Raw genomic sequence first — 22131 nt, 5'->3', positions numbered from 1 at the left:
GATCCACGAACGACTGGGGAGAGCTGCGAAGAATGCGACCAACACTGGTGGTGGGCCTCGGCGGGACCGGAAGCTGGGCGGTCGCGCATCTCAAGCGGCGCCTGCTCACCGAGCAGCGGTGGCGGGAGCTGGCGACCCCCGGCGCGCCGGTGCGGGAGCGGTTCGAAGGGCCGGTGCTGCTGCGGGCGGTCGACGTCGACCGGACGGACCGGCCGCTGGTCGGACGCACGCAGCTGGAGACCGACGTCGAGGACCTGTTCCTCTCGGCGCAGGTCGCACCGGTCATCGACCAGCTGCGCGACGACGCCGCCGGGGCGGCCGACATGTACACGACGATCGTGCCCTGGTTCGGCCGGCACGACGCGCAACAGGTGCGGTCCGACGACGCGATGTCGTTCATGACCACCGGCGCCGGGCAGGTGCGGGCGTTCGGGCGGCTGGCGCTGTACACGGACTTCCAGTCGGCGCGGGCGTTCAGCCGGCCGCTGCAGGCCGCGTTCGACGAACTGTCCAGCGGGTCGGACGGGGCGGCGTTCAACGTGCACGTCGTGTCCTCGATCGCGGGCGGCACCGGCGCCGGGCTGCTCATCGACGTGCTTGCCTGGTTGCAGCGGGAGCGCCAGCGCCGCGACGCGACGGCCGCGTTCCGCACGTCGGTGTTCTGTGTGCTGCCCGAGGCGTTCAAGGACCGCCTGGAGGAGCACCAGCTGGCGGCCGCGGACGCCAACGGGTACGCGGTGCTGCGGGAGCTGCACCGCCTTGTCATGGCCGAGCAGCCCGTGGACTTCGTGTGGCGTGAGCAGGAGCGTCATCGGCTGACCCGGTCGCCGGCGCAGCACGTGTACCTCATCGACGGGGAACGCCTCGGCGCGCGGAGCACGGGCGCGGCGGCGGTCGAGGCGCCCTGCCCGATCGCGGTCGCCGACGCCATCTACACGCATGTGCTGCCCGCGGCGGAGGGCGACCTCAGCGCGTACCTCACCAACGTCCAGAGCTACGTGGCCGGCCGCGACGACGTGTACTCCACCTTCGGCGTCTTCACCGTCGAGCTGGCCTGGGAGCCGCTGATCCGCCAGTTCGCCCTGACCGCCGCCGGGCAGGTCCTCGACCGGCAGCGCCGCTACGACGAGACCGCGGTCACGGCGCTCGTGCGGCGGTTCGGCGCCGGCGTCCTGGTCCTCTCCGGGCAGGCGGTGACGCCGCCCGCGCTGCTGCTGCGCATCGACGAGGCGGAACGTGAGCTGGTGCCGAACCTGTCCTGGCTCGCCAACGACGGGCCGGCGACACCGCCGCCGCTGCCGCGCCTGCTCGAGGAGTTCGCCGACAACGACGGCTTCCGCGGCGCGGAGCTGACCGCCGCGATCGAGGAACGCCTGGTCGCGTTCTGGGGCCCCCGCTTCGCCGCGTTCAACCCGGCCGCGCCGACGTTCCACGCGGCCATGACCGAGGCCGCCGCCGCCGTCGAGCGCCGCTGGGTCCGTGACGTCCAGCTGCTGCTGAGCCACGCCATGTCCGGCACCGGCTCCGGCCCGGACGCGGGCCTCGGGGCGGTGCGCGCGCTCGCCATGCACCTCGAGCACTACCGCCAGCGCCTCGGCCGGGACGTCGTGCGCCCGCCGGTCGACACGATGTTCGGGGCCATGGAGGCGGCCCGGACCCTGCTGGACCGTCCGTTCCGGCGCCGCCATCACCGGCAGCAGTACCTGGACGCCATCCAGAGCTGGTTGCAGGCCGAGGTGCAGGAGGAGATCGACAAGTGGGCGGGCCGCCTCGTCGAACGCCTCCTGGCCGTCGTCGAGGCCATGCGGCAGGAGACCCTTCGCTGGCAGACGGTCCTGGAGGACACCGCGGCCCACCTGCGCGCCGACAGCCAGGAGATCGCCGAGGAGCGCGAACGCGCCGAGCGCCTGCCGCTGCGCCGCATCGTGCCGTCGGTGACCGACGCGGCGGTCGAGCGGCGCCTGTACGACGAGATCGTCGGCGAGCCCGGCGACGACCGGCTGCCGTCCCGCCTGGCCGGTGTCGGCGCGGGCCTGCGCTTCCATGCCGTCCCCGGCAACCCCGTCGCCCTGACCCTGGAAGGTCCGCTCGCCGGCTCCGGTACGCCGGCGCGGCAGCTCGTCGCGGCGCTGCTGCGCCAGACCACGCCCGTGTTCGACCAGCTGCGCACCATGTCCGTCTTCGACATGCTGGAGCGCCTCGGTGCCGGCGCCGGCGCGGTCGCCCACCTGCTCGTCGACGGCGGCGCGCCCCTCGCCGGGTACGACGTCGCCCAGCACCACCAGCATCTGCGGCGCCGCGACCAGGACGACGAACTGCAGGAGCTGCGGTACGTCGTGGCGGCCTGGCCCGCCGCCGAACATCCGGGCGGCGCCCTGGCCACCGAACTGCGCCAGGCCCTCGCGCGGCAGCGCATCCAGGTCGAGGACGCGCACTCACCCGGCGAGCCGCGCCCGACCAGCGACAAGATCGTGCAGTTCTGCGCCCGGCACGGGCTCGTCCTGCCGGCCTTCACCGGCGTCAGCAAGACCCGGCCGGCCTATGACCGGCGCCGCGGTGGCCCGCTGTCCCCGCACGTCCTGCCCGAGGAGAAGAACGCCGCGCGCATCGAGTCCACCGCCGCCGACCTGGTCGGGCAGGGCCTCCTGCGCGGCGGCATCGCCGAGATCCACCCGGCCGACCTGCCGCTGTGCCGCGACCCGGGGCTGCTGCGCGCCACCGCGGTGGCGCTGGCCTGCGACGTGCTCCGACCGGAGCCCGACCACCAGGGCCGCGTCGCGCGCTGGTGGCTGCGGGACGGGTACACCGAGGACCTGTTCCACGACGCCCCTGACCTGCGGCAGGGCCTGATCGAGATCGCGGACGGCGAGCGCCAGGTGGACCGCGCCCGCTTCCAGACGCTGCGCCGTGCCGCCGAGGACATGATCCGCCACGGGGAGGGCGTCAAGCGCGCGCGGCAACACTTCCTGCAGCCGCCCCCGGTGTGGTTCCACGCCGGGCTGTGGCAGCTGCTGCTCGTCGCCGTGCACCTGCCCGACCAGGGCGGCTGAGCGGCCGCCGGACCCGGGCCCCGCCACCGGTGGTGACCCGGCTGCGGCGGGAGGAGGTGGCGCTGCGTGACGCGCCCCTGCCCAGCGCATGAGGCCAGGACCGCTCTTCCCGTTCATCGATGAATCCCTCTATGATGCTGATCAATTCATTGTGATCCCTGCCGGAGGTGGCCAGTGCGGAAAATGACGATCCGCCACAAGAGTGCCGTTCGCCTGTTGTCCGGAGCGCGGCGGCTCTGGCTGGAATGGTGCTGGTAAGACGCGGCCGGGCGGGCGCCTCCGGGCGCCCGCCCTACGACTGCCACCGCGACCTCGGCCCGTACGCAGGGGTCGACGCATTCCTTGCCGACCTCGCCCGTGATCATCCCCGGCAGGCCGCCCGCCACTCCGTCGAGCTGCACGCCATCGTCCCGGCCCTGAATCCCGCCCTGACGGCCGCGGCAGACGAGCACCCGATCCGGTTCCACCCCGCTCGGCGCACGGCCGCCCTCTCGTTCGGGGCGGCGGAATTCGTGGCCGCGTGCGCCGCAGGCCGTCCCCTGACCGTCCACTTCGTCCACACCGACGCGGCCGACGAGACGACCGCGGAACTCCTCGCGACGCTGACGCGGCGGCTCGCGTCGACGCCGATGGCCCTGCACCTCCACGACGGGGGAGCGCCCGAGCCGGAGGTCGAATCCCGGCCGGCCCACCTACGGGCCATGCTGGGCGACAGCCTGGCGCGCGGCTTCTACCACCACGCCGTGCGTACCGCGCGGCGCGGCCGGGCCGCCGTCACGCCCGAGACCGACCTTGCCCACTGGTGGTCGTTCACCACGGGACTGGCCACCGCCCTCGCCGCGGTCGGCGACGCCGGTGAGGCACTCCAGTTGTACGCCGAAGCCCGAGCCGTCACCGACGATCCGAAGATCACGATGTCGGCCGCATACTCCACGGCCATGCTGTACGCCCGCCACCTTCCCCCGGCGCGGCAGAACCCGGCCATGGCCAGACAATGGCTGGAGAGGGCACTTGACCTGGCCGGCGGCATCACCGACGAACGCCGGCGCGTCGTGTCGACCGTCTTCTACGAGCAAGGCATCGCGCTGGTGGACAGCCGCGAGGGCCGGGCGGACCAAGCGCTGGAGCTGGTGAACGCCGGTCTGGTGAAGCTGTCCACCGTCCTGCGCGCCGACGAGCGCCGGCAGGACCAGGCCCGCCTCCGGCACAACCGGGCCCAGCTCCACCTGGCGCTCGGCAAAGCCGCCGAGGCGCTGGCCGACCTCGACGACGTCATCGCCTTCGACCCCGAAAACTGCGAGTACTACGTCGATCGGGCGGCCTTGCACCGTGCCGCTGGGCGGACGAGCGCAGCCCTGGACGACTACGCGGCGGCGATCCGGCTGGGACCACACCTGCCAGAGGCGTACTACAACCGCGCGACGCTGTATGAGGAGACCGGACGGAGCGGGGCGGCACGTGAGGACCTGCGGCGCGTCCTGGCCGTCGATCCGGACCATCTCGACGCCCGCGTGGCGCTGGCCAACCTCCATCTCGCCCGGGGCGACCTCGCTGCCGCCGAAGCATGCGTACGCTCAGCTCCGCCCGAGCGGCGCGACGCACCCGCGCTGCTGTGCACGCTGGGTCTGATCCGCTCCGAACGCGGTGCCCTCGACGAGGCCGACGACCTGCTGACCCGGGCCCTCGACGCCGACCCCGGACTGGCCGAGGCGTGGACCAACCGAGCCGCCGTACGCTTCGAACGTGGCGACGCCGCCGCTGCTGTGGCCGACCTCGACCGCGCGGTGGTGCTGTCGACCGCGGCCGAGCCTCGCTACAACCGCGCCACCGCGCTGATGCGGTTGGAGCGCTGGGGCGAGGCTGCTGACGACCTGACTGCCGCGCTGGCCGTGCCCGGCCTGGACGCCAAGCTCCGCCGCGACGTGCGCGCCGGGCTCGACCGCTGTCGGGCGTCGTCTCATCGGCGCTGATGTCAGCCGTCACCATCGTGATGCGTCTTCGACCGCTCATGGCAGGCGGAACCCACGGATGCTCGCGGGCCGGCAGTTGCCCAGGCGAGCAGGCCGGCGCCGTGGGTGCCGGCACGTCGCCGGCGTCCCGCCCGGCGCCGTGTGTCGCTTCGGCCAGCGCGCCGGCCCGGATGTCGTGGGCGAGGGTGACGGGGATGCCGAGCCGGGCGGCGGCTGATGCTACCGGTGGCCTCCCCGCAGCGCCGCGCTGACCCGCTCGGCGTCGGGCAGGCCCAGGTCGGTGTAGACGGTCAGGGCGTGCCGCCACGCGCGCCCGGCGCCGGCCCGGTCGCCGGCCGCGGCGCAGAGCCCCGCCAGGCCCTCGTGGGCGACGGCCTCCTGGAGCCGCTCGCCGGTCTCCACGGCCAGGGCGAGGGCCTCGGTGTAGCGGTCCCGCGCCGCGTCCGGCTCGCCCGCGGCGGCCAGCGCGGCGCCCAGCCCGTTGAGCGTGTCGATCTCGCGGGCGCGCGCCCCGATCTCGCGGAACAGGCTCAGGGCGCGATGCTGGTGCACGATCGCCTCCTCGGACCGGCCGAGGGCGAGCAGCGCGCGGGCCAGGTTGTGCAGCGCGTCCGCCTGTCCGGCGGGGTAGCCGATGTCGGCACAGATCGCGTAGGCCTGCTCGTGGCACTCGACGGCCCGGTCGGCGGCGCCGGTCTCCTGGCGGAGCAGGCCCAGCGTGTCCAGCGCGTACGCCTCGCCGTGCCGGGCGCCGAGCTCGCGCAGCAGCATGAGGGCCCGGTCGAGGCCCCCGGCCGCGGCCTCGAGGTCGCCGAACTGCCGGTTGCCGGTGCTGATGTGGACGAGCTGGATCGCCTCGCCGAGCCGGTGGCCGGCCGCCCGGAACGTGTCGAGGGCGGCGTAGTGGTACTTGCGGGCGCTCTCGTAGTCGCCGAGGCGCCATGCGGCGATGCCGATCAGCTCCTGGCTGCGCCCCTCGCCGGCGGCGTCACCGGCCGCCCGGAACCGTTCCAGCGCCTGGTGGTGCAGCTCGACGGCGTCGGCGAAGCGGCCGAGCCGCAGGTAGGTGACGCCGAGATGGTTCAGCGCCGTGGCCTCGGCGGTGGGGTCGCCGTGCTCCCGGGCGGCCTCGTAGGCCCGGGAGTGCAGGTCCTGCGCCTCGGTGTAGTAGCCCAGGTCGAGGTACCGCTGCAGGGTCCGGGCGATGGCGATCGTCTCGGCGGGCCGGCCGTGCCCGGCGAGCGCGACGGCGTTGGCGCGCTCGCGGTCCAGCCAGGCCCGGGCGGCGGCCACGTGGTCGAAGAGGCCGGTGGGGGCGGCCTCCGACTCGCCGGGCAGGACGGTCGCGATGGCGGCCGTGGCCGTGTCCACGTAGTACTCGACGAGGCGGCCGAGGGCCGCGATCCGCACGGGGCCGGGGTCCTCCTCGCGGCCGCGCTCGGCGGCGTACGCGTGCAGCACGTCGTGCATCGTGAAGCGGCCGGGTTCCGGCTCGGCGAGCAGGTGCGCGCCCGTGAGCTCGGCCAGCAGCGGCGCGACCCCGGCCTGGCTGTGCCCCGCGAGCCGGGCCGCGCCGGCCGCCCCGAGGTCGGGGCCGGGATGCTGGCCGAGGAGGCGCAGCAGCCGGGCGGCGGCCGGCGTCAGCTGCCGGTAGGAGCAGTCGAGGACAGCGCGCACGTCGGTGCCGGGCTCGTCGCCGTGCAGCGCGTTCAGGCGGTCGGCCAGCTCGGCCGCGAGACTCGCGAGCGGCAGGCCCGGCCTGGTCGCCGCCCGGGCCGCGGCGATGGCGAGGGCGAGCGGCAGCCGGGCGCACCGCTCGACGATCGCGTCGACCGCCTCGGCCTCCGCCCGGATCCGCTCCGCGCCCAACCGGCGGGTCAGCAGCGCGCGGGCCTCGTCGGCGGGGAGCAGATCCAGCAGTACGGGTTTCGCGCCCTCGGCCGCGACCAGCCCGGTGAGGCGGTGGCGGCTGGTGACGAGGGCCAGGCAGCCGGGCGCGGCCGGCAGCAGCGGGCGGACCTGGTCCGCGTCACGGGCATTGTCGAGCAGCACGAGCATCCGCCGGCCGGAGAGCAGCGTCCGGTACTGCGCGGCGCGCGCCTCGAGATCGCCCGGCACCCGCCCCGGCGGCAGCCCCAGCGCGGTCAGGAAACCGTGCAGCGCCTCGGCGGCGGTGACCGCGTCGCCGGTGGGGTGGAAGCCGCGGAGGTTGACGTAGAGCTGCCCGTCCGGGAACCGGGCCCGGACCCGGTGCCCCCAGTGCACGGCGAGCGTCGTCTTGCCCACGCCGGCGGTGCCCGACACGACGATGACGGCCGCCGACCCGAGCCGGTCGAGCGCCGCGACGGCGGCCCCGCGCCCGGCGAACGCCTGCAGGTCGGCCGGCAGCTGGGCCGGTGCCGGCCGGGCGGGCGCGGCGACCGGCGCGGGTGCCTGCGGTGCCACCGCGGGCTCCTGCCGCAGCACCCGCCGGTGCGCGGCCATCAGGTCGGGGCCCGGCTCGACGCCGAGCTCGCCGACGAGCCGCTGCCGGATGCGCCCGTAGACCGCGAGCGCGTCGGCCTGGCGCCCCTCGGCCGCCAGCACCGCGATGAGCCGCGCGTGCAGCAGCTCGTGGAGCGGGTGCGCGGCGGCGAGGTCCCGCAGGGCGGGCAGGCAGCGGTACGCCTGCCCGGCGGCGAGGGCGAACTCGGCGTGGCGCAGCGCCATCCGCACCCGCTCCTCCACGACGGTGGTGACGAGCGGGTGGTCGCGGAGCTGCGGCACGTTCTCCAGCGGCGCGCCCCGCCACTGCCGCGCGGCCCGCTCCAGTAGATCGAGCGCCTGCTCGGGCGGGGCCGCGGCGGCCGCCTGGACGTCCCGCCGGAACGCGCCGAGGTCGAGCTGGTCGTCGGCGAGCTCGAGCCGGTACCCGCCCGGCGTCCGGTGGATGACCGGGTCCCCGTCGCGCCCGCCCGGGCGCAGCGCCGAGCGCAGCCGTGACAGGTGCGTGTAGAGCGCGCCCGCGGCGTCCGCCGGCCGGCCGCCGTCGTGCAGCAGCTCGAGCAGGTCCGCCAGCGGTACCGCCGCATTGGCCGACAGCGCGAGCCGCCCGAGCACCGCCCGCCGGGCCCCGCGTCCGACCGGCACCGCCTCGCCGCCGCGCTGCACGACCAGCGGCCCGAGCACCCCGATCCGCACCGGCTCGTCGCGGTCGACGCCCGGCCCCTCGACGTCCAGCCCCAGCACCTCCGCGAGTGCCTCGGCCGACTGGCGGTGCGGCCGTCGGGTGCGCCCCTGCTCGAGGTCGCGGATCGCCGCCACGCTGAGCCCTACCCGCTCGGCCAGCTCCCGCTGACTGAGGCCGGCCGCCGCGCGGCGCCGCCGCAGCAGCGCCCCGAACTCCTCGCCACCCATCCGGACAGGGTACGGGTTTCACTTGCAAGATCGCGGAAAGGCCCACCCACGATGATCGATCCGCGCCACTTGGACGGGTGCCGCGACCGATCACGGGGCGGCCGCGACACCCGCCCGTTCACCCCTCGCGGCGCGGACCGGCGTGGGTTCAGGCGGTGGTTGCGCCCGTACAGCGAGGTGAACGCCCCGAAGGCGGCGTAGGCCGTCCAGCTCGGGTGGCCCAGCGCCAGCACGGTGAGCAGGGGGACCAGGACGCCGACACCGGCCCGCAGCGCGACCCGGTGGCTGCCTCGCATCGGGCGGATGTGCAGCAGATCCGTGAGCATCGTCCGCACCTGCTCACCCATCCTCGTCACCCGTTTTCTCCGCGCCTGTGATGGTCGCCCATCCTTCAAAGCGCGCCGGTCAGCGCCGGCCGGGGCAGGGAGCGGCCCCGGTCACAGCCCTTTTGCGAACGTCACAGCCCGGCGGCGGGCAGTCCCGCCAGGGTGAAGCGTTCCTGGAGCCAGGGCAGCAGGTACTGGTAGGCGGTGATGGTGTTCGGCTGGCCGTTGTCGTGGGACAGCACGATCGAGCCCGGGCGCGTGTGGCCTTTCACGTGGCTCACCACGCGGGAGATGTGCGCCGACGCACCGCTGTCGTGGGTGTGCTCCCAGTCGCGCGGGTCCACGTCCCAGGAGATCGAGTCCATGCCGAGTGAGCGCGCCTTCGCCACGAGGGCGGGCGTGAAGTTGCCGCCGGGCGCGCGGAAGTACCGGACCGGCACGTCCGTGCCGACCGCCGCGCGGATCATGTCGTTGGTGTGCCTGAGGTCCCAGTCGATGTAGGCGTCGTCGCGCTGGGCGAGGTTCAGCAGGTGCTGCCACGAGTGGTTGCACAGGGTGTGCCCGTCGGCGTGGATGGCCCGGACGAGGTCGGGCCGGTCGCGGACCCGGAATCCGACCATGCAGAACGTGGCGTGGATGTGCCGCTCCCGCAGCATGGCCAGCAGTTTGGGGGTGTTGATCGGGTCCGGCCCGTCGTCGAAGGTGAGGGCGACCGCCTGGCTCCCCGTCGTGATGAAGGCGCCGAAGCGCCCGTCGCCGTCATGGAAGGTCGGGCTGGGTGACGGGGACGCCGACGCGGTGGGGCTGGGCAGGGGCGCGGCGGCGACCGGGACGGCGGACACGGCCGGCGCCGGCTGCGCGGGCCGTGTCACGGTGATGCTGTCGCCGGCCAGCGTCACCAGCAGCAGCACCACCACGGCGGCCGGCAGGCCGAAGATCGCAAAACGCACACCTGTCAGACGGGCGGACACCGCGACAGGGTTGCACGCCGCCCCGGCCGGCGGGCCGGCGACCCGGTCAGTATCCGAAGGTCACGACGGGGTCGTCACCGCGGTCCACTGCTCCTGGCCCGGCGCATGGGCGCAGCTGTCGTTCTCGAAGGGTCTTCACTCGCCGGAGGCGATCGGGGGTGGTGACGCGTTGGCGAGTGTCTCGTCGACGCGATCGGCGGCAAGGGCGTGCTGGATGACCAGCGTCGCCGCGCCGATGACGCCGGCTCGGGTGCCGGTGGTCGCTGGCACGATCTGCAGGTGGGCGGTGGCGAGAGGGAGCGAGCGGCCGTAGACGATCTCCCGTACCCCGGCGATGAGGCTTTCGCCGGCCGGGGCGAGTGAACCTCCGATGACGACGAGCTCGGGGTTGAGCAGGCTCACGCAGGTGGCGAGCACCTCGCCGATGGTGCGGCCGGCCTGGCGAACCGCTCGTGCGGCAGCGATGTTGCCGCCGCGGACGAGCGCAACGACATCGCTGTTCGTCGTCGCGGGAACCCCCGCCGCGGTGAGGTGCTTGATGATCGCGGGGCCGCTCGCGACGGCCTCGAGGCATCCGGTGTTGCCGCACGTGCACAGGACATCGGGGGCATGAGGGGCCCTGACGTGGCCGATGTCACCGGCGGCCCCGGCGGCGCCGCGAAGCAGGCGGCGACCACTGACGATCCCGGCGCCGATGCCGGTGGCGACCTTGACGAACAGCAGGTGATCGAGCTCCGGGTGGGCCATCACGTGCTCGCCGAGGGCCATGATGTTGACGTCGTTGTCGACGAGGACCGGAACATCCCAATGGCGCCGCACGTGTCCGGGCACGTCATAGCCGTCCCACCCCGGCATGATCGGCGGGCGCATCGGCCGGCCGCTCGAATGCTCGACAGGGCCCGGCAATCCGATCCCGATGCCGACGAGGTCCTCGACGCCCCGGTTCTCTTCGTCGAGCAGGCGTCGTGTCGTCGCGACGACCCAGTCGAGGACCGCGACCGGCCCCGCCGAGATTTCGACGCGCTCGGCGACCTCGGACACGGGTTGGCCGGTGAGATCGGTGAGCGCGACATGACCGTGGGTGGCCCCGAGGTCGACGCCGACGACCATCCGGGCCCGCGGGTTGAAGGCGAACCTGACGGGAGGGCGGCCGCCCGTCGAGGCCGCCTCGCCGAACGGTGCAAGCAGGCCGCTGGCGAGCAGCGCGTCGACACGGAGGCTGACCGTGGACCGGGCCAGCCCGGTGAGTCTGGACAGCTCGGCGCGAGTCCGTGGCTGCCCGTCCCGCAGGAGTTGGAGCAGTTCCCCGGCACCTGAAGGCCCGGAACCAGGCCCGGAGAACCCGCCAAGCGCCGCCGCTCCGCGGTGAACGGGCGTACGTGGCACGGATGCGGATGGCGGCATGGTCGAAGTGAATCATATGCCGGCACACGAGGCGATCTCGTTGTCTTACAGCAATTTCCGCCCGACCGCCGTGCAAAGGCATCGATGCGTTGACGGCACCGTCCGCGGCGGGCGCGGCGCGACTCGATGCATCGCCGATGCTCCTCACCGGGTCGCTGACGTCCGGCGACATGACCGTCTGGCCGGTGCTGCCGCCGGCATGCCGACAGTCGGACAACTTCTGTCCTCCAATCAACCGACTTCTGCCTGATCCTTGTCAAAAGTTCTGCCGCCGCCGTAGGGTCATTCCGCGCGGCCGTTGAGGAGACCCCCGCCCTCTCACGCCCCGCCGTCTGCAGAGCGACGGACGCCGGGCCGCGCGAATCACAAGGAGGAACCTGTGGAAAGCAAGCTGAGTCGCCGTTCCATGCTGGGCGCCGGCGCTGGAGTTCTGGCCGCCGGAGCGATCGCCGCCGCGAGCCCGACCACCGCCTTCGCAGCCCCGTCGGCGGGCAAGCCCGCCGGAGGGCCCAACGTGATCCCGGCCGACCGGATCGGCCTGCAGATCTACACCGTCCGCCAGTTGATCGGCAGCGACTACGCGAACCTCGAGCTGTCCCTGGAAGCGGTGTACGACGCCGGTGTCCGGGAGCTCGAACTCGCCGGCGACTACTACGCGAAGACGACAGCTCAGCTCAAGTCCATCGTCCAGTCGCACGGCCTGCGCATCGTGAGCAACCACTTCGGCCCGCGCAGCGCCAGCCTGCCGAACCCGTGGATGAGCTACGACGGCCGGATGCAGATCTTCGAGGACGCCCAGACGCTGGGCCGGTTCCCGTACGTCGGGACCGGTAGCTCCTTCGGCTTCCCCGGTGGCGGGTTCAGCGGGAACACCAGCGACGGCATCAAGGCGATGGCCGAGGTGTTCAACGAATGCGGCGCGCACGCCGTGTCGCAGGGCTTCGGCGGCTTCTTCTTCCACAACCACGACGGCGAGTTCGCGCTCGAGAACGGCGCCCCGCTCTACAACATCCTGCTCGAGCGCACCGACCCCCGGTACGTCAAGTTCGAGGTCGACCTGGGCTGGGTGTCCGTCGCCGGCGAGGACCCGTACTGGTGGATCAAGGAGCACGGGGACCGTTTCATCGCGTTCCACATCAAGGACATCAAGTGGGACCCGAACGGCAACCGCACGGCGACCGCGGGCACCCGAGCGGCAGGCAGGAAGTTCCGGTTCGTCGACGTCGGCAAGGGCGACATCGACTGGACCCGCACCCTGTCCGCGATCAAGGACCTCCGGGACTACCGGTTCTTCCTGGAGCACGATGACGCCGGTAACCAGACCCTCAACCCGCTCGGGTCCATGACCACGGTCTGGCGCGGTTGCAGCACCCTGGACAGCGTCAACACCTCCGGGCGCAAGTAGAGCAACGGTACCGTCAGGCCTGGGGTCCCACTGCGACGCCGGTGGGACCCCGGCACGAAGATGGAGAAGCTTGCTCAGAGCTGTTCTTCTTCGGAGAGGACATCGTCGCCGACGGGCGCGGCGTGCCGGCCGATTGCCGGCGACCTGTCAGGACTGAGCGGATCGTGCCACAGCCGCTGGCGCCCGCGACCTGTCTCCGCCATCGACGTACGTCGGGTCAGGCGGTTCAACGTACAGTGGAGGTGGCTTCACATGGGTGCACTCAAGCCGTGGCACATCATCGTGCTGGTGGTCGTGCTGATCCTGCTGTTCGGCGCCAAGCGCCTGCCCGACGCGGCCCGGTCGCTCGGCCGCTCGATGCGGATCATCAAGGCCGAGACCAAGGGCCTCGCGGACGACGACGTCGACGCCAAGGCCGAGGCGCAGACGGGCCGGCAGCCGCTCAGCGCCCAGGTCGTCGACAACCAGCCGTCGCCGACGCCACAGGCCGAGCCAGTCGATCACGCTCATCCACGCTGAGAGTGCTCACGTCAGCGGATCTCGTAGACCGCTACGTGACCCGAGCGGAACCGGAGGGTCGCGAACTTGCCCAGGTCGTCTGAGACGTGGACCTCGTCCCCGTTGGGCGGGTCGTCGGTCCAGTACCAGTTGGACACGTCTTCGACCCATAGCCACTGGACATGGTATTCGTCGCGCAGGCGGCCGATCGTCTTCTCCGACGGGTCCGTGAACGCGGCGTCGTTGTCGATCAGCAGTGACGGATTCCAGTACAGCGTCTGCTCCTGCGGTACCCCTTGAACGAGCTCCTGGTTGTGCGCCTCGGCGGTGTAGGACCAGGACTCGATCAGGACCCGCCGCTCGGTGTAGGCCGCGATGCCGAAATGCCGGCGGTCGCACCCGAGGTTACCGCCGAAGTGCAGGTACACGCAGTGCGCGTTGGTGGCGATCAGATCGTCGGGCGAGGAGTGTGCGCGCAGCCAACGACCGGCCTCCACGGTGCCCTCCGTGACGATCGGCCACAGTTCGGCGCGGTTCTTCCAGCCACGTTCGTGCCCGTCGGTGGCCACGTAGGTGAGCTGGGTGAACGCCGTCGGCAGCGAGAAGCCGAGCATCAGGGCGGCGACGAGTGCGATGGACATGCCCGTGGGGATCCGCTTGCGGTACCACCAGATCGCCGCCACGGCCGCGAGCGCCACGAGCGCCAGGGCCGCGTACGGGTAGACCAGCTTGATCGTGAGCCGGTCCGCGCTGTAGCGGTCGTTGTGCCACGGCGCCCAGTCGCCGTCGCGGGCGCGGATCAGGTAGACCACGACGATGCCGGCGACCGCGACGGCCAGCAGGGGACGGGCTCTGCGCCAGGTGAGCCCCGGCAAGAGCAGCATCAGGCCCCAGGTGGCGGCGGCCGCGACGTACGGCCGGGCGCCCGTCAGGAAGTAACTCTCCGACCCGCCGGAATGGGCGGTGAGCAGCAGCACGCCCATCCCGGTGATGCCGAGCCCGGCCACGAGCAGGACCTCGGCGTCGAACACCCGGCGGCGCAGGCCGATGGCGCCACCCCACATGAAGATCCAGCACAGGACCGTCAGCCCGCACAGGACGATCAGCCGCCACAACTTCGGATCGGAGGCGTAGTTCGTGTTGACGGCGATCGCGGTTCGCTTCATCGCCTCCAGCGGGCGCAGGGCAAGGCCCTGGCTCTGTCCACCGAAGAGGACGAACTGCGCGAACAGCATCCAGAAGACCACGATGCCGAGCGCCTTGAGCGCGACGCGGTTGAGACGCCGCTTGAAGACCAGCTGCGCGCCGACGACGAGCAGCAGTCCGCACAGCAGCGTCGGCAGGAACGTTGCCTTGGCACCCATGATCGCGGCCGGCAGCAGGGCGAACAGCACCCACCGCCGCCGGTCGTTCCCGTGCTCCCGCAACAGATCGAGCAGCACGAGCATCAGCGGCACGAACAGCAGGGCGCCGAACGTCTGGGTGGGGCTCGTCCACAGGTACAGCGCGAGGTTCGAGCCGTCTTCGGTCGGGTCGAACCCGTAGGCGCGGTAGAAGGACGACAGCACCCAGCCGTAGGGGTCGGGCGACAACACGAAGAACGTCGCGAGCACGGTGAGTGCGCCGCCCCACCACGTGCCGATCAGCCGGCGGCCGAACGAGGCGATCAGCACCGCATAGGCCATGGTCATCAGCAGCGGCGTGAGCCGGGTGACGAGGATGAACGGTTCGATGCCGGTCGCCCAGCTCGTCGAGGCCATCTCCGCGTAGGCGAACCAGTGGTAGTAGATCGGCTCACTGGTGACCCACGGCGTGACGAGATCCATGTGGTGCTTGAACTCGCCGATGAGCGCCAGGTGGAACGGCAGGTCGATGTCGATACGGCCGTAGCTGGGCCAGCCCGTGCCGTGGTGGCGGTAGTACTTCGTGGCCCAGGCCAGCATGATCAGGGCGATCCCGGCCAAGGTCCACGACCAGGCCAGCGGCGCGCGGCCGGCAGGTCCGGCGCCTCGCCAGTATCGCCGGAGTCCCGGAACCGCGACGAACGCGGCGACGATCAGGAGCGGAATCGCCTGCGACGCCAGCGGGAGGCCGATCGCGCGGGCCGGGATGTAGGCCAGGACCTCGATCGCGAAGCCGATCGCCGTGCCGGCGGCCACGTCTTCGGCGATCGAACGGGACCCGCGGTGCACCAGACGCCACAGGAGCAGGCCCGGCAGCATGATGCCGAGGCCGACGTAGCCGACGTAGGACGTGTAGGCGACCAGCGACACGTCGTAGTAGCGGAGCAGCGCGGCACCGGCGACGAGGACCAGCGCCGCCGGCCACCAGCCGGAGCGCCAGATCGATCCGATCCCCGTGCGACGCTCGGCGACGACGTGGTCATCGACCGTCGCCGGTAGGTCTTGCTCCCGCTCGTGTACGAAGGCCATATCGTCGCTGTTCCTGCCCGTCCCGGTAACGGTTGGTCACGGTGCCGGCGGCACTGTTAGGCGGGCAGTATAGAGATTCTGCTCCTGGCCGGCCAGCGTGGACTTGCCGTTGCGGTGGTCGAGTGTCGACCCCGGTCGATCAGCAGGAATCCCCTGGTCAGAAGGCGACCTGAAGCGAATCGTAAGCGGCCCTCGGCAGAGTGCTCCCTGTCAGCAGCGATCACCACGACCCACCCGGGAGAGCCACCGATGCGCAAGCTCATCAACTCCACCTACCTCACCCTCGACGGCGTCATCGAGAACCCGATGTGGACGTCGCCCTACTTCGCCGAGGAAGCGGCCGAGGTGGCCGCCGAGATCACCAACGGCGCGGACGCGCTGCTCATGGGCCGCGCCACCTACGACGGCTTCTCGCAGGCCTGGCCGGCGATGGACGAGAACGATCCCACCACCGGCGCCGCCTTCTTCAACAACGTCAAGAAGTACGTGGCGTCGACCACGCTGAAGGACCCCTCCTGGAGGAACACCGAGGTGCTGGAAGGGGACCTGGTCGAGGCGGTCGCGAAGCTCAAGGAGCAGGACGGCCGGAACATCGTGCAGTACGGCTACGGCGCGGTCACCGCGCAGCTGGTCACGGCCGGCCTGGTCGACGAGGTGAAGTTCTGGATCCACCCGGTCATCGTGGGCGCCGCCAGCTTCTCCAGCGTGCTGAGCGACGTCAAGGCCACGTTCGAACTCATCGACACCCGGGTCTTCACCAACGGTGTCATCGTCGCGACCTACCGGCCGAAGGCCACCGCCTGAGCGAGGCTGAGTTCGGCGCCCTCGGCCACCAGCTCGTCGAAGCGTTCCTGGCCGAGCGCGGCAACCGCCCGTCGCGCCGCCCGGTCGAGCTCGTCCTGCTCGGCCGGGGCGGCCGGGGCGAAGTTCTGCTCGCGGGCGGTGGCCGCGGCACCCAGCAGCCGGGCCGCCACGGCCGGCTCGGCCACCGTGGCCATGCCCTCGACCGCGCCGATGCCGTCGCGAGTGGAGCCGATGGCGCTCTCGTACGCCTCCATGTGCAGTGCCCAGGCGGCCGCCGGGTCGCCCTGCAGCTCCCGCGCGTAGGCCAGCTCGACCAGGACCATCGGCAGGTACGGCGGCGGGTTCGGCTCGACCCGGCCCTGGTCGGCGATGCGGGTCAGGTGGGTGACGGCCTGGTCGAGACGGCCCGAGCGGCGGGCCGCGATGCCGAGGCTCAGTTCGGCGAACACCACCGCGGTGGGCGCGCCCTGCTCCACGGCCAGCCGGTAGGCGCGTTCGGCCAGCTCCCGCGCCGTGTCGTGGTCCCGGCGCTGCACCGCCAGCCAGGCCAGCCACGACAGTTTCGCGCCGACCTGCGGCGACAGCGAGAGCTCGGTCGCCCAGCGCAGCCCTTCCCGGTGCAGGGCGGCGGCCCGTTCGTGCTGGCCGCGGAACTCCGCCAGCCCGCCGAGCCAGTCACTGGCCCGCAGCCGCCCCCACCGGTCGCCGAGCTCGGTGAACAGCGCGTCGCTGCGGGTCGCGGCCGCCTCCAGTGCGGACAGGTCACCGGCGGCGTGCGCGAGCATCGCCCGCGACGCCAGCACCGCTGCCTCGGTCCACGCGTCGTCGTGCCGCTCCGGCAGCAGCTCTGCGGCGAGCGCCAGGTCACCCCGGTCCAGCACGGCGTCCGCCACGAACCAGGCCGACCGTCCGGCCGGGGCCAGGGCGAGCACGTCCCGTACGTTCCCGGGTACCCGCTCGCCCTGCAGCAGCGCCAGCCCGAGCCGCCAGGGCGCGGCGCGGCGCTCCTCGTCGGCCGTGCCCGTCAGCGCCAGAGCGGCGCGGGCCTCACTGAGCCGCCCCCGCAGCACCCGGTACCAGGTGAGCGCCAGCGCCATCCGCAAGCCGCCGCCGTGTGTGAGCGTGGCCTGCAGGTTGGCCCGCTCGGCGTCCAGGACCGCGAGCCACCGCTGCTGCTCGGGGCCGCGCAACAGCGGATCGGCGTGCTCGGCGAGGGAGCGGAAGTACGCGGCGTGCCGGCTGCGGATCGCGGCGGCGTCGGTGAGCCGCGCGGCGCCGAACTCCGCGATCGACTCCAGCAGCCGGTACCGTGGCCCCGGCTCGGCCACCACCAGCGACCGTTCCACGAGCCGGTCCAGGGCGTCCAGGCCGGCGTCGCACACCTGCTCGGCGGCCTCGGGGGTGCAGCCGTCGCGGAAGACCGACAGCCGCGCCAGCACCGCACGGTCCTGCGGGTCCAGCAGGTCCCAGCTCCACGCGATCACCGCGGTGAGGGTCCGCTGCCGTTCCGGCACGTCCCGCTGCCGGGTGGTGAGCAGCGCGAAGCGGTCGTCCAGGCGGTCCACGACGCCCTGGACGCCGAGCGCACGCACCCGGGTCGCGGCCAGTTCCAGGGCCAGGGGCAGGCCGTCCAGCCGGCGGCACAGCTGCGCCACCACGGGTGCGGTCTGCTCGTCGAGCCGGAACCCGCGGTGCTGCGCGGCCGCGCGCGCCGAGAACAGCCGGGCCGCGGCCGAGCGCCGCACCGCGTCGACGTCGGCCGGGTCGCCCGGCAGCGCGAGCGGCCCCACCTCCCAGACCTGTTCACCGGTCAGCAGCAGCGGCTCCCGGCTGGTGGCCAGCACGCGCACCCCGGGCGCGTCGCGCAGCAGCCGCCCGGCCAGCGCGGCGGCCGCCGCGACCACGTGCTCGCAGTTGTCCAGCACCAGCAGCATCTCGCGGTGCCGCAGCGCCGTCACCAGCCGGTCGGTCGCGGACCCGGTGGTGCCCGGCGCCTCGTGCAGGCCGAGCACCCCGAGGACCTGCTCCGCCACCCGCGGGTCCGCCGGCGGCAGCGGCGCCAGCTCCACCAGGTGCACGCCGTCCGGGTGGACCTGTCCGGCGGCGGCCGCCGCCGCGAGCCGGGTCTTGCCCACCCCGCCCGGCCCGACCAGGGTGAGCAGCCGGACAGCCGGGATCAGGGTGCGCAGCTCCGTGAGGGCCTCGGCCCGGCCGATCAACTCGTCCAGCTGGGCGGGCAGGCTGTTGCGGACGATCGCGGACCTCGGCGGTGCGGTGAGGGCCGGATCCTGCTCGAGGATCTGCCGGTACAGGGCGGCCAGTTCCGGTCCCGGGTCCAGGCCCAGCTCGTCGGCGAGCCGCTCCCGCAGCCCGGCGTAGCTGTCGAGGGCGTCGGCCTGCCGCCCCGCGGCGTACAGGGCGCGCATGTGCAGGACGCGCAGCCCTTCCCGCAGCGGGTGGAGCTCGACGAGCTCGGCCAGCTCCGCGGCGACCAGGTCGTGCTCGCCGCGGGCCAGCCGTGCCGCGGCGAGCCGCTCGTGCACGAGGAGGCGCTGCTCGGTGAGCCGGGTCGCCTCGGCGCGCGTGAACTCCTGGTCGGCCACGTCGGCGTACGCCTGGCCGCGCCACAGCGCGAGCGCCGCGCCGAGCCGGTCGACGTCGGCGGCGTCGGCGAGCGCGGCGAACCGGTCGGCGTCGACGTCGTCGGCCCGCAGCCGGTAGCCCGGCGGCCGCGACTCGATCAGGTCACGCGCGCCCGGTTCGGCGTCGTTGAGCGCCTTCCGCAGCTGTGACACCCGTACCTGCAGCGCGCCGGCGGGGTTCGCGGGTGCGTCGTCGCCCCATAGGTCCTCGATGAGCCGGTCGGCGGAGACCACCGTGTTGCGGTGCGCCAGCAGATCGGCCAGCAGCATGCGCACCTTGGCGCCGGGTACGACCACCGGCTCGCCGTCGGCGGTGGTGACGGCGAGCGGACCGAGGATCCCGAAGCGCACGACGGATCATCGTACGGCGGTAAGCCGACCGTAAGCGCAGGCCCGCACACTGCGCCGCATGGAGATGTACTTCGAGGAGCACGGTGACGGCCCGGGACGGCCGCTGATCCTCGTGCCGGCCGCGCTGTCGGGCATCCATACGTCGTTCGGCACGCTGCTGCCGTTGCTGGCCCGCACGCGGCGGGTCGTCGCCGTCGAGCTGCCGGGGCACGGGCGCAGCCCCGACTGCGACGGGCCGTACACCGTCGAGGGCTTCGCGGCGCAGGTGGTGCGGCTGCTGGACCGTCTCGGCCTTGCGCGAGCGGACCTGCTGGGCTGGGGCCTGGGCGCCGCGGTCGCCCTGCGGATCGGCACCCATCACCCGGCGCGGGCCGGCCGGCTCGTGCTCGCCTCGCCCGCCTTCGACCGCGGTGGCCTGCACCCCGGGCTGCTCGACGGCGCCGCGCACCTGCGGCCCGAGCACCTGCACGGCTCCGAGCTGCACGAGGAGTACCTGCGGACCGCGCCCGACCCGGCGGGCTGGGACCGCCTCGTCACGAAGATGGCGGTCCTGGACGCGCATCCGCCGCGGTGGACGGCGGCGCAGATCCGCGCCCTGCGGGCCCCCGCACTGGTCGTGATCGGCGACGCGGACATCATCCGGCCGGAACATGCCGTGCGGATGTTCCGCCTGCTCGGCGGCGGTGTCCCCGGCGACATCTGCGCGATGCCGCGCTGCCGCCTCGCGATCCTGCCCGGCACCACCCACGCCTCCCTGCCGCACCGGGCCGGGCTGCTGGTCCCGCTGGTCGAGGAGTTCCTCGACGAGGACCTCGCCGACGTACGGACTGACGGCCGGGCCGCCCGCCGAGCACGCGACGCGTGAAGACGTTCGAGCGGGGACGGGTCTGTCCAACTGGGTCGGCGTTTGCAGCGGTATGACGTGGATCCGGTGACCGCGCCGACGGTGCGACGGATCTTCGCGGGAAGCCGGCGATCGCGTCCCGAGTCCTCACGGGCGAACGCGGATGATCGTCTTCCCCGTGCGTCGCTCAGTCGGGTTGAGGGCGGCGACGGCATCGTCGAGGGCCGCGACGTCGCCGATGTTCGTCCGCAGCCGTAGGTCACGCACGCGCTGGACGATCTCACCCGACTGGGCGCGATCGAACTCGACAACGAAGTCGATCGCCAGGCCGTCGGCGGGCCGCGCCTCGGGCGGCCCTACGACGCTCACCAGTGTTCCTCCGGCCCGGATGAGGACTGCGGACCGCCTCTGGATGCCTCCGCCGATGACGTCGAATACCAGGTCGACGCCGCCGACGTCTTCCAGGACGTCGTTGTCGAGGTCGACGAAGTCCTGCGCGCCGAAGTCGAGCGCCTTCTGACGGTCGGCGGCGCGCCCCGTACCGATGACATACGCGCCGGCCTCACGTGCGAGTTGCGTCGCCATCGTCCCGACTGCGCCGGCCGCGCCGTGCACGAGGACGCTCTGCCCCGCCTGAAGACGGCCGTGCTGGAACAGCCCCTGCCACGCGGTCAGGCCCGAGATCGGCAGGCTCGCGCCCACCGTGAAGTCGACGTCGCCGGGCAGCGGCGCGAGGTTGCGTGCCTCGATGGCCACGTACTCCGCCAGGGTGCCGTCGCGATGCCAGTCCGCGAGGCCGAACACCCGCTGTCCCACCGACAGCCCCGTCGTGCCAAAGCCGAGAGCGGTGACCACCCCGGCCAGTTCGTGTCCAGGGATCGACGGTGTTCGGTCGCGGTCGAGGCGATCGGTCCAGGTCGAGGGCCACGCCAACTCAGTCGGGACGAATCCCGACGCATGAACCTGAACAATGACGTCGTTGATCGCCGGTTCCGGCTCGGGCCGCTCCACCAGCGTCATCCCGGCCGTTCCTGCGGCCCGGTCGGTCACCACAACCGCCTTCATGCGGCACCTCCCGTTTACCAGTCCTCGCCTGAACGGCACTTCGGATCGCCAGTGTCAGTGGCACCAGACCTCGGTGCCCTACCACGCTGATCGGGAGGGGTCGTGGCGCGAGTCGCGGACCAGTCCAACGACGTCGTCCGGTACGAGTTGTCCGATGGCTCGGCAGTGCCGACGCTGACGGCCACGTACCCGGTCGGGTCGAGCACAAACCCGGTCGACTGCGGGTAGACCGGGTCAGCCGCTCGCCGCCGAGTCGCTGCTGCTCGTACTGCTGGCCCTGGCGAAACCCGTTGTCGCACGGAAACGCCTGTGTTGACCGTCCGCGGCATGAGAACGCTGGCGCGCCGTTCGCGGCGGTGCCTGAGCTCCGGCGAGCCATCCACGGCGCCTCGAGGTCCGGTACCCCCCGGTCACCTCGCCGGGATGGGGGTGATCGGGCACCGCCGGGCAACCATGGGGTCCGTAGCCGGCCGCTACGGACACCTCGGGACACGTTGGAGGACTGCGATGCCCAAGGACCTCGTCACACGGACGACGCTGATCGACGAGTCACCGCCGTTCATCCCCGATTCGCCCGAGCTCATGACGGTGCTGCTCGAAGTGCCGCCGGGCGAGAGTATCCCGCCGCACCGGCACTCCGGCCCACTCTCCGCCTACGTCCTCGAAGGCGAGATGATCTTCGAACTGGAGGGCCAGCCGGAGCGAGTGGTCCGGGCCGGCGAGGCGGTCTTCGAACCGGGCGGCGACGTCATCCACTACCAAACCGCCAACCCCCGGCCGGACACCTGGCTGCGCTTCCTGGCCACCATGATCATGGTGCCGGGTCAGCCGATGCAGACGCTGGTCAGTGATGAGGAGCTCGAACAGCGTCGCGACCGGCGGGCACCCCGGCCCTCCTGAGCTTCAGCACAGGGCGCCACCGCGCCCGCCAAGCCGATGCCGGGCGCGGATCTGAGCGCGAGTACACCGTGCC

At 72.8% G+C, this 22131-nt stretch carries 13 protein-coding genes; 7 read left to right on the top strand and 6 right to left on the bottom strand.

Annotation, left to right across the window (positions count from 1 at the left end):
- Positions 1-32: 32 nt before the first annotated feature.
- On the top strand, positions 33-3050 hold the full coding sequence (locus tag ACFY3L_RS37875; RefSeq protein ID WP_389335662.1) for a tubulin-like doman-containing protein: 3018 nt from the start codon (positions 33-35) through the stop codon (positions 3048-3050).
- Between the two features lie 245 nt (positions 3051-3295).
- On the top strand, positions 3296-5020 hold the full coding sequence (locus ACFY3L_RS37870) for a tetratricopeptide repeat protein (protein ID WP_389335659.1): 1725 nt from the start codon (positions 3296-3298) through the stop codon (positions 5018-5020).
- 219 nt (positions 5021-5239) lie between these two features.
- Here the strand turns inward: ACFY3L_RS37870 and ACFY3L_RS37865 are convergent, their stop codons facing one another.
- The 3 genes from ACFY3L_RS37865 to ACFY3L_RS37855 all read right to left on the bottom strand — a co-directional run bounded on the left by ACFY3L_RS37865 (position 5240) and on the right by ACFY3L_RS37855 (position 11117).
- Complete coding sequence (locus tag ACFY3L_RS37865) at positions 5240-8416, bottom strand: tetratricopeptide repeat protein (protein ID WP_389335656.1); 3177 nt, start codon at positions 8414-8416, stop codon at positions 5240-5242.
- Positions 8417-8873: 457 nt separating this feature from the next.
- A complete protein-coding gene (locus tag ACFY3L_RS37860; RefSeq protein ID WP_389335653.1) occupies positions 8874-9713 on the bottom strand; it encodes a polysaccharide deacetylase family protein in 840 nt (279 codons plus the stop codon).
- Between the two features lie 135 nt (positions 9714-9848).
- Positions 9849-11117, bottom strand: a complete 1269-nt coding sequence (locus tag ACFY3L_RS37855) for an ROK family protein (RefSeq protein ID WP_389335649.1) — start codon at positions 11115-11117, stop codon at positions 9849-9851.
- Positions 11118-11496: 379 nt separating this feature from the next.
- Between ACFY3L_RS37855 and ACFY3L_RS37850 the strand changes: the two genes are divergently transcribed.
- Complete coding sequence (locus ACFY3L_RS37850) at positions 11497-12522, top strand: sugar phosphate isomerase/epimerase family protein (RefSeq protein ID WP_389335646.1); 1026 nt, start codon at positions 11497-11499, stop codon at positions 12520-12522.
- Between the two features lie 252 nt (positions 12523-12774).
- Complete coding sequence (gene tatA, locus ACFY3L_RS37845) at positions 12775-13041, top strand: Sec-independent protein translocase subunit TatA (RefSeq protein WP_389335643.1); 267 nt, start codon at positions 12775-12777, stop codon at positions 13039-13041.
- A gap of 11 nt (positions 13042-13052) precedes the next feature.
- Here the strand turns inward: tatA and ACFY3L_RS37840 are convergent, their stop codons facing one another.
- Positions 13053-15452: a hypothetical protein gene (locus tag ACFY3L_RS37840; protein ID WP_389335640.1), complete on the bottom strand. Its 2400-nt coding sequence runs from the start codon at positions 15450-15452 to the stop codon at positions 13053-13055.
- 249 nt (positions 15453-15701) lie between these two features.
- Between ACFY3L_RS37840 and ACFY3L_RS37835 the strand changes: the two genes are divergently transcribed.
- Positions 15702-16256 carry a dihydrofolate reductase family protein gene (locus tag ACFY3L_RS37835; RefSeq protein ID WP_389335637.1) on the top strand — a complete coding sequence of 185 codons (555 nt, stop codon included), beginning with the start codon at positions 15702-15704 and terminating at the stop codon, positions 16254-16256.
- Here the strand turns inward: ACFY3L_RS37835 and ACFY3L_RS37830 are convergent.
- A complete protein-coding gene (locus ACFY3L_RS37830) occupies positions 16232-19249 on the bottom strand; it encodes a BTAD domain-containing putative transcriptional regulator (RefSeq protein WP_389335634.1) in 3018 nt (1005 codons plus the stop codon). The two genes, ACFY3L_RS37835 and ACFY3L_RS37830, sit on opposite strands and share 25 nt — an antisense overlap.
- A gap of 58 nt (positions 19250-19307) precedes the next feature.
- On the opposite strand from ACFY3L_RS37830, the gene ACFY3L_RS37825 reads away from it, so the two are divergent.
- Positions 19308-20114, top strand: coding sequence for an alpha/beta fold hydrolase (locus ACFY3L_RS37825; protein WP_389335631.1), 807 nt, complete (start codon positions 19308-19310; stop codon positions 20112-20114).
- Between the two features lie 126 nt (positions 20115-20240).
- Here the strand turns inward: ACFY3L_RS37825 and ACFY3L_RS37820 are convergent, their stop codons facing one another.
- On the bottom strand, positions 20241-21158 hold the full coding sequence (locus tag ACFY3L_RS37820) for an NADP-dependent oxidoreductase (RefSeq protein ID WP_389335628.1): 918 nt from the start codon (positions 21156-21158) through the stop codon (positions 20241-20243).
- A 507-nt stretch (positions 21159-21665) separates the two neighbouring features.
- Here ACFY3L_RS37820 and ACFY3L_RS37815 point away from each other — a divergent pair.
- Positions 21666-22058 (top strand): cupin domain-containing protein, encoded by a 393-nt coding sequence (locus tag ACFY3L_RS37815; protein ID WP_389335625.1) that lies wholly within the window; start codon positions 21666-21668, stop codon positions 22056-22058.
- Positions 22059-22131 lie beyond the last annotated feature (73 nt).

The organism is Dactylosporangium sp. NPDC000521, assembly GCF_042898305.1.
Taxonomy (GTDB): domain Bacteria; phylum Actinomycetota; class Actinomycetes; order Mycobacteriales; family Micromonosporaceae; genus Dactylosporangium.
The sequence above is the reverse complement of the archived record's forward strand: the minus strand, read 5'-3'. Positions and strand labels throughout refer to the sequence as shown.

What these genes read in the sequence shown, in the direction of transcription:
- ACFY3L_RS37820 (WP_389335628.1), bottom strand. Translation starts at nt 21,158, where the DNA reads ATGAAGGCGGTTGTGGTGACCGACCGGGCCGCAGGAACGGCCGGGATG.
- ACFY3L_RS37870 (WP_389335659.1), top strand. Translation starts at nt 3,296, where the DNA reads ATGGTGCTGGTAAGACGCGGCCGGGCGGGCGCCTCCGGGCGCCCGCCC.
- tatA (WP_389335643.1), top strand. Translation starts at nt 12,775, where the DNA reads ATGGGTGCACTCAAGCCGTGGCACATCATCGTGCTGGTGGTCGTGCTG.
- ACFY3L_RS37835 (WP_389335637.1), top strand. Translation starts at nt 15,702, where the DNA reads ATGCGCAAGCTCATCAACTCCACCTACCTCACCCTCGACGGCGTCATC.
- ACFY3L_RS37815 (WP_389335625.1), top strand. Translation starts at nt 21,666, where the DNA reads ATGCCCAAGGACCTCGTCACACGGACGACGCTGATCGACGAGTCACCG.
- ACFY3L_RS37840 (WP_389335640.1), bottom strand. Translation starts at nt 15,452, where the DNA reads ATGGCCTTCGTACACGAGCGGGAGCAAGACCTACCGGCGACGGTCGAT.
- ACFY3L_RS37865 (WP_389335656.1), bottom strand. Translation starts at nt 8,416, where the DNA reads ATGGGTGGCGAGGAGTTCGGGGCGCTGCTGCGGCGGCGCCGCGCGGCG.
- ACFY3L_RS37855 (WP_389335649.1), bottom strand. Translation starts at nt 11,117, where the DNA reads ATGCCGCCATCCGCATCCGTGCCACGTACGCCCGTTCACCGCGGAGCG.
- ACFY3L_RS37875 (WP_389335662.1), top strand. Translation starts at nt 33, where the DNA reads ATGCGACCAACACTGGTGGTGGGCCTCGGCGGGACCGGAAGCTGGGCG.
- ACFY3L_RS37825 (WP_389335631.1), top strand. Translation starts at nt 19,308, where the DNA reads ATGGAGATGTACTTCGAGGAGCACGGTGACGGCCCGGGACGGCCGCTG.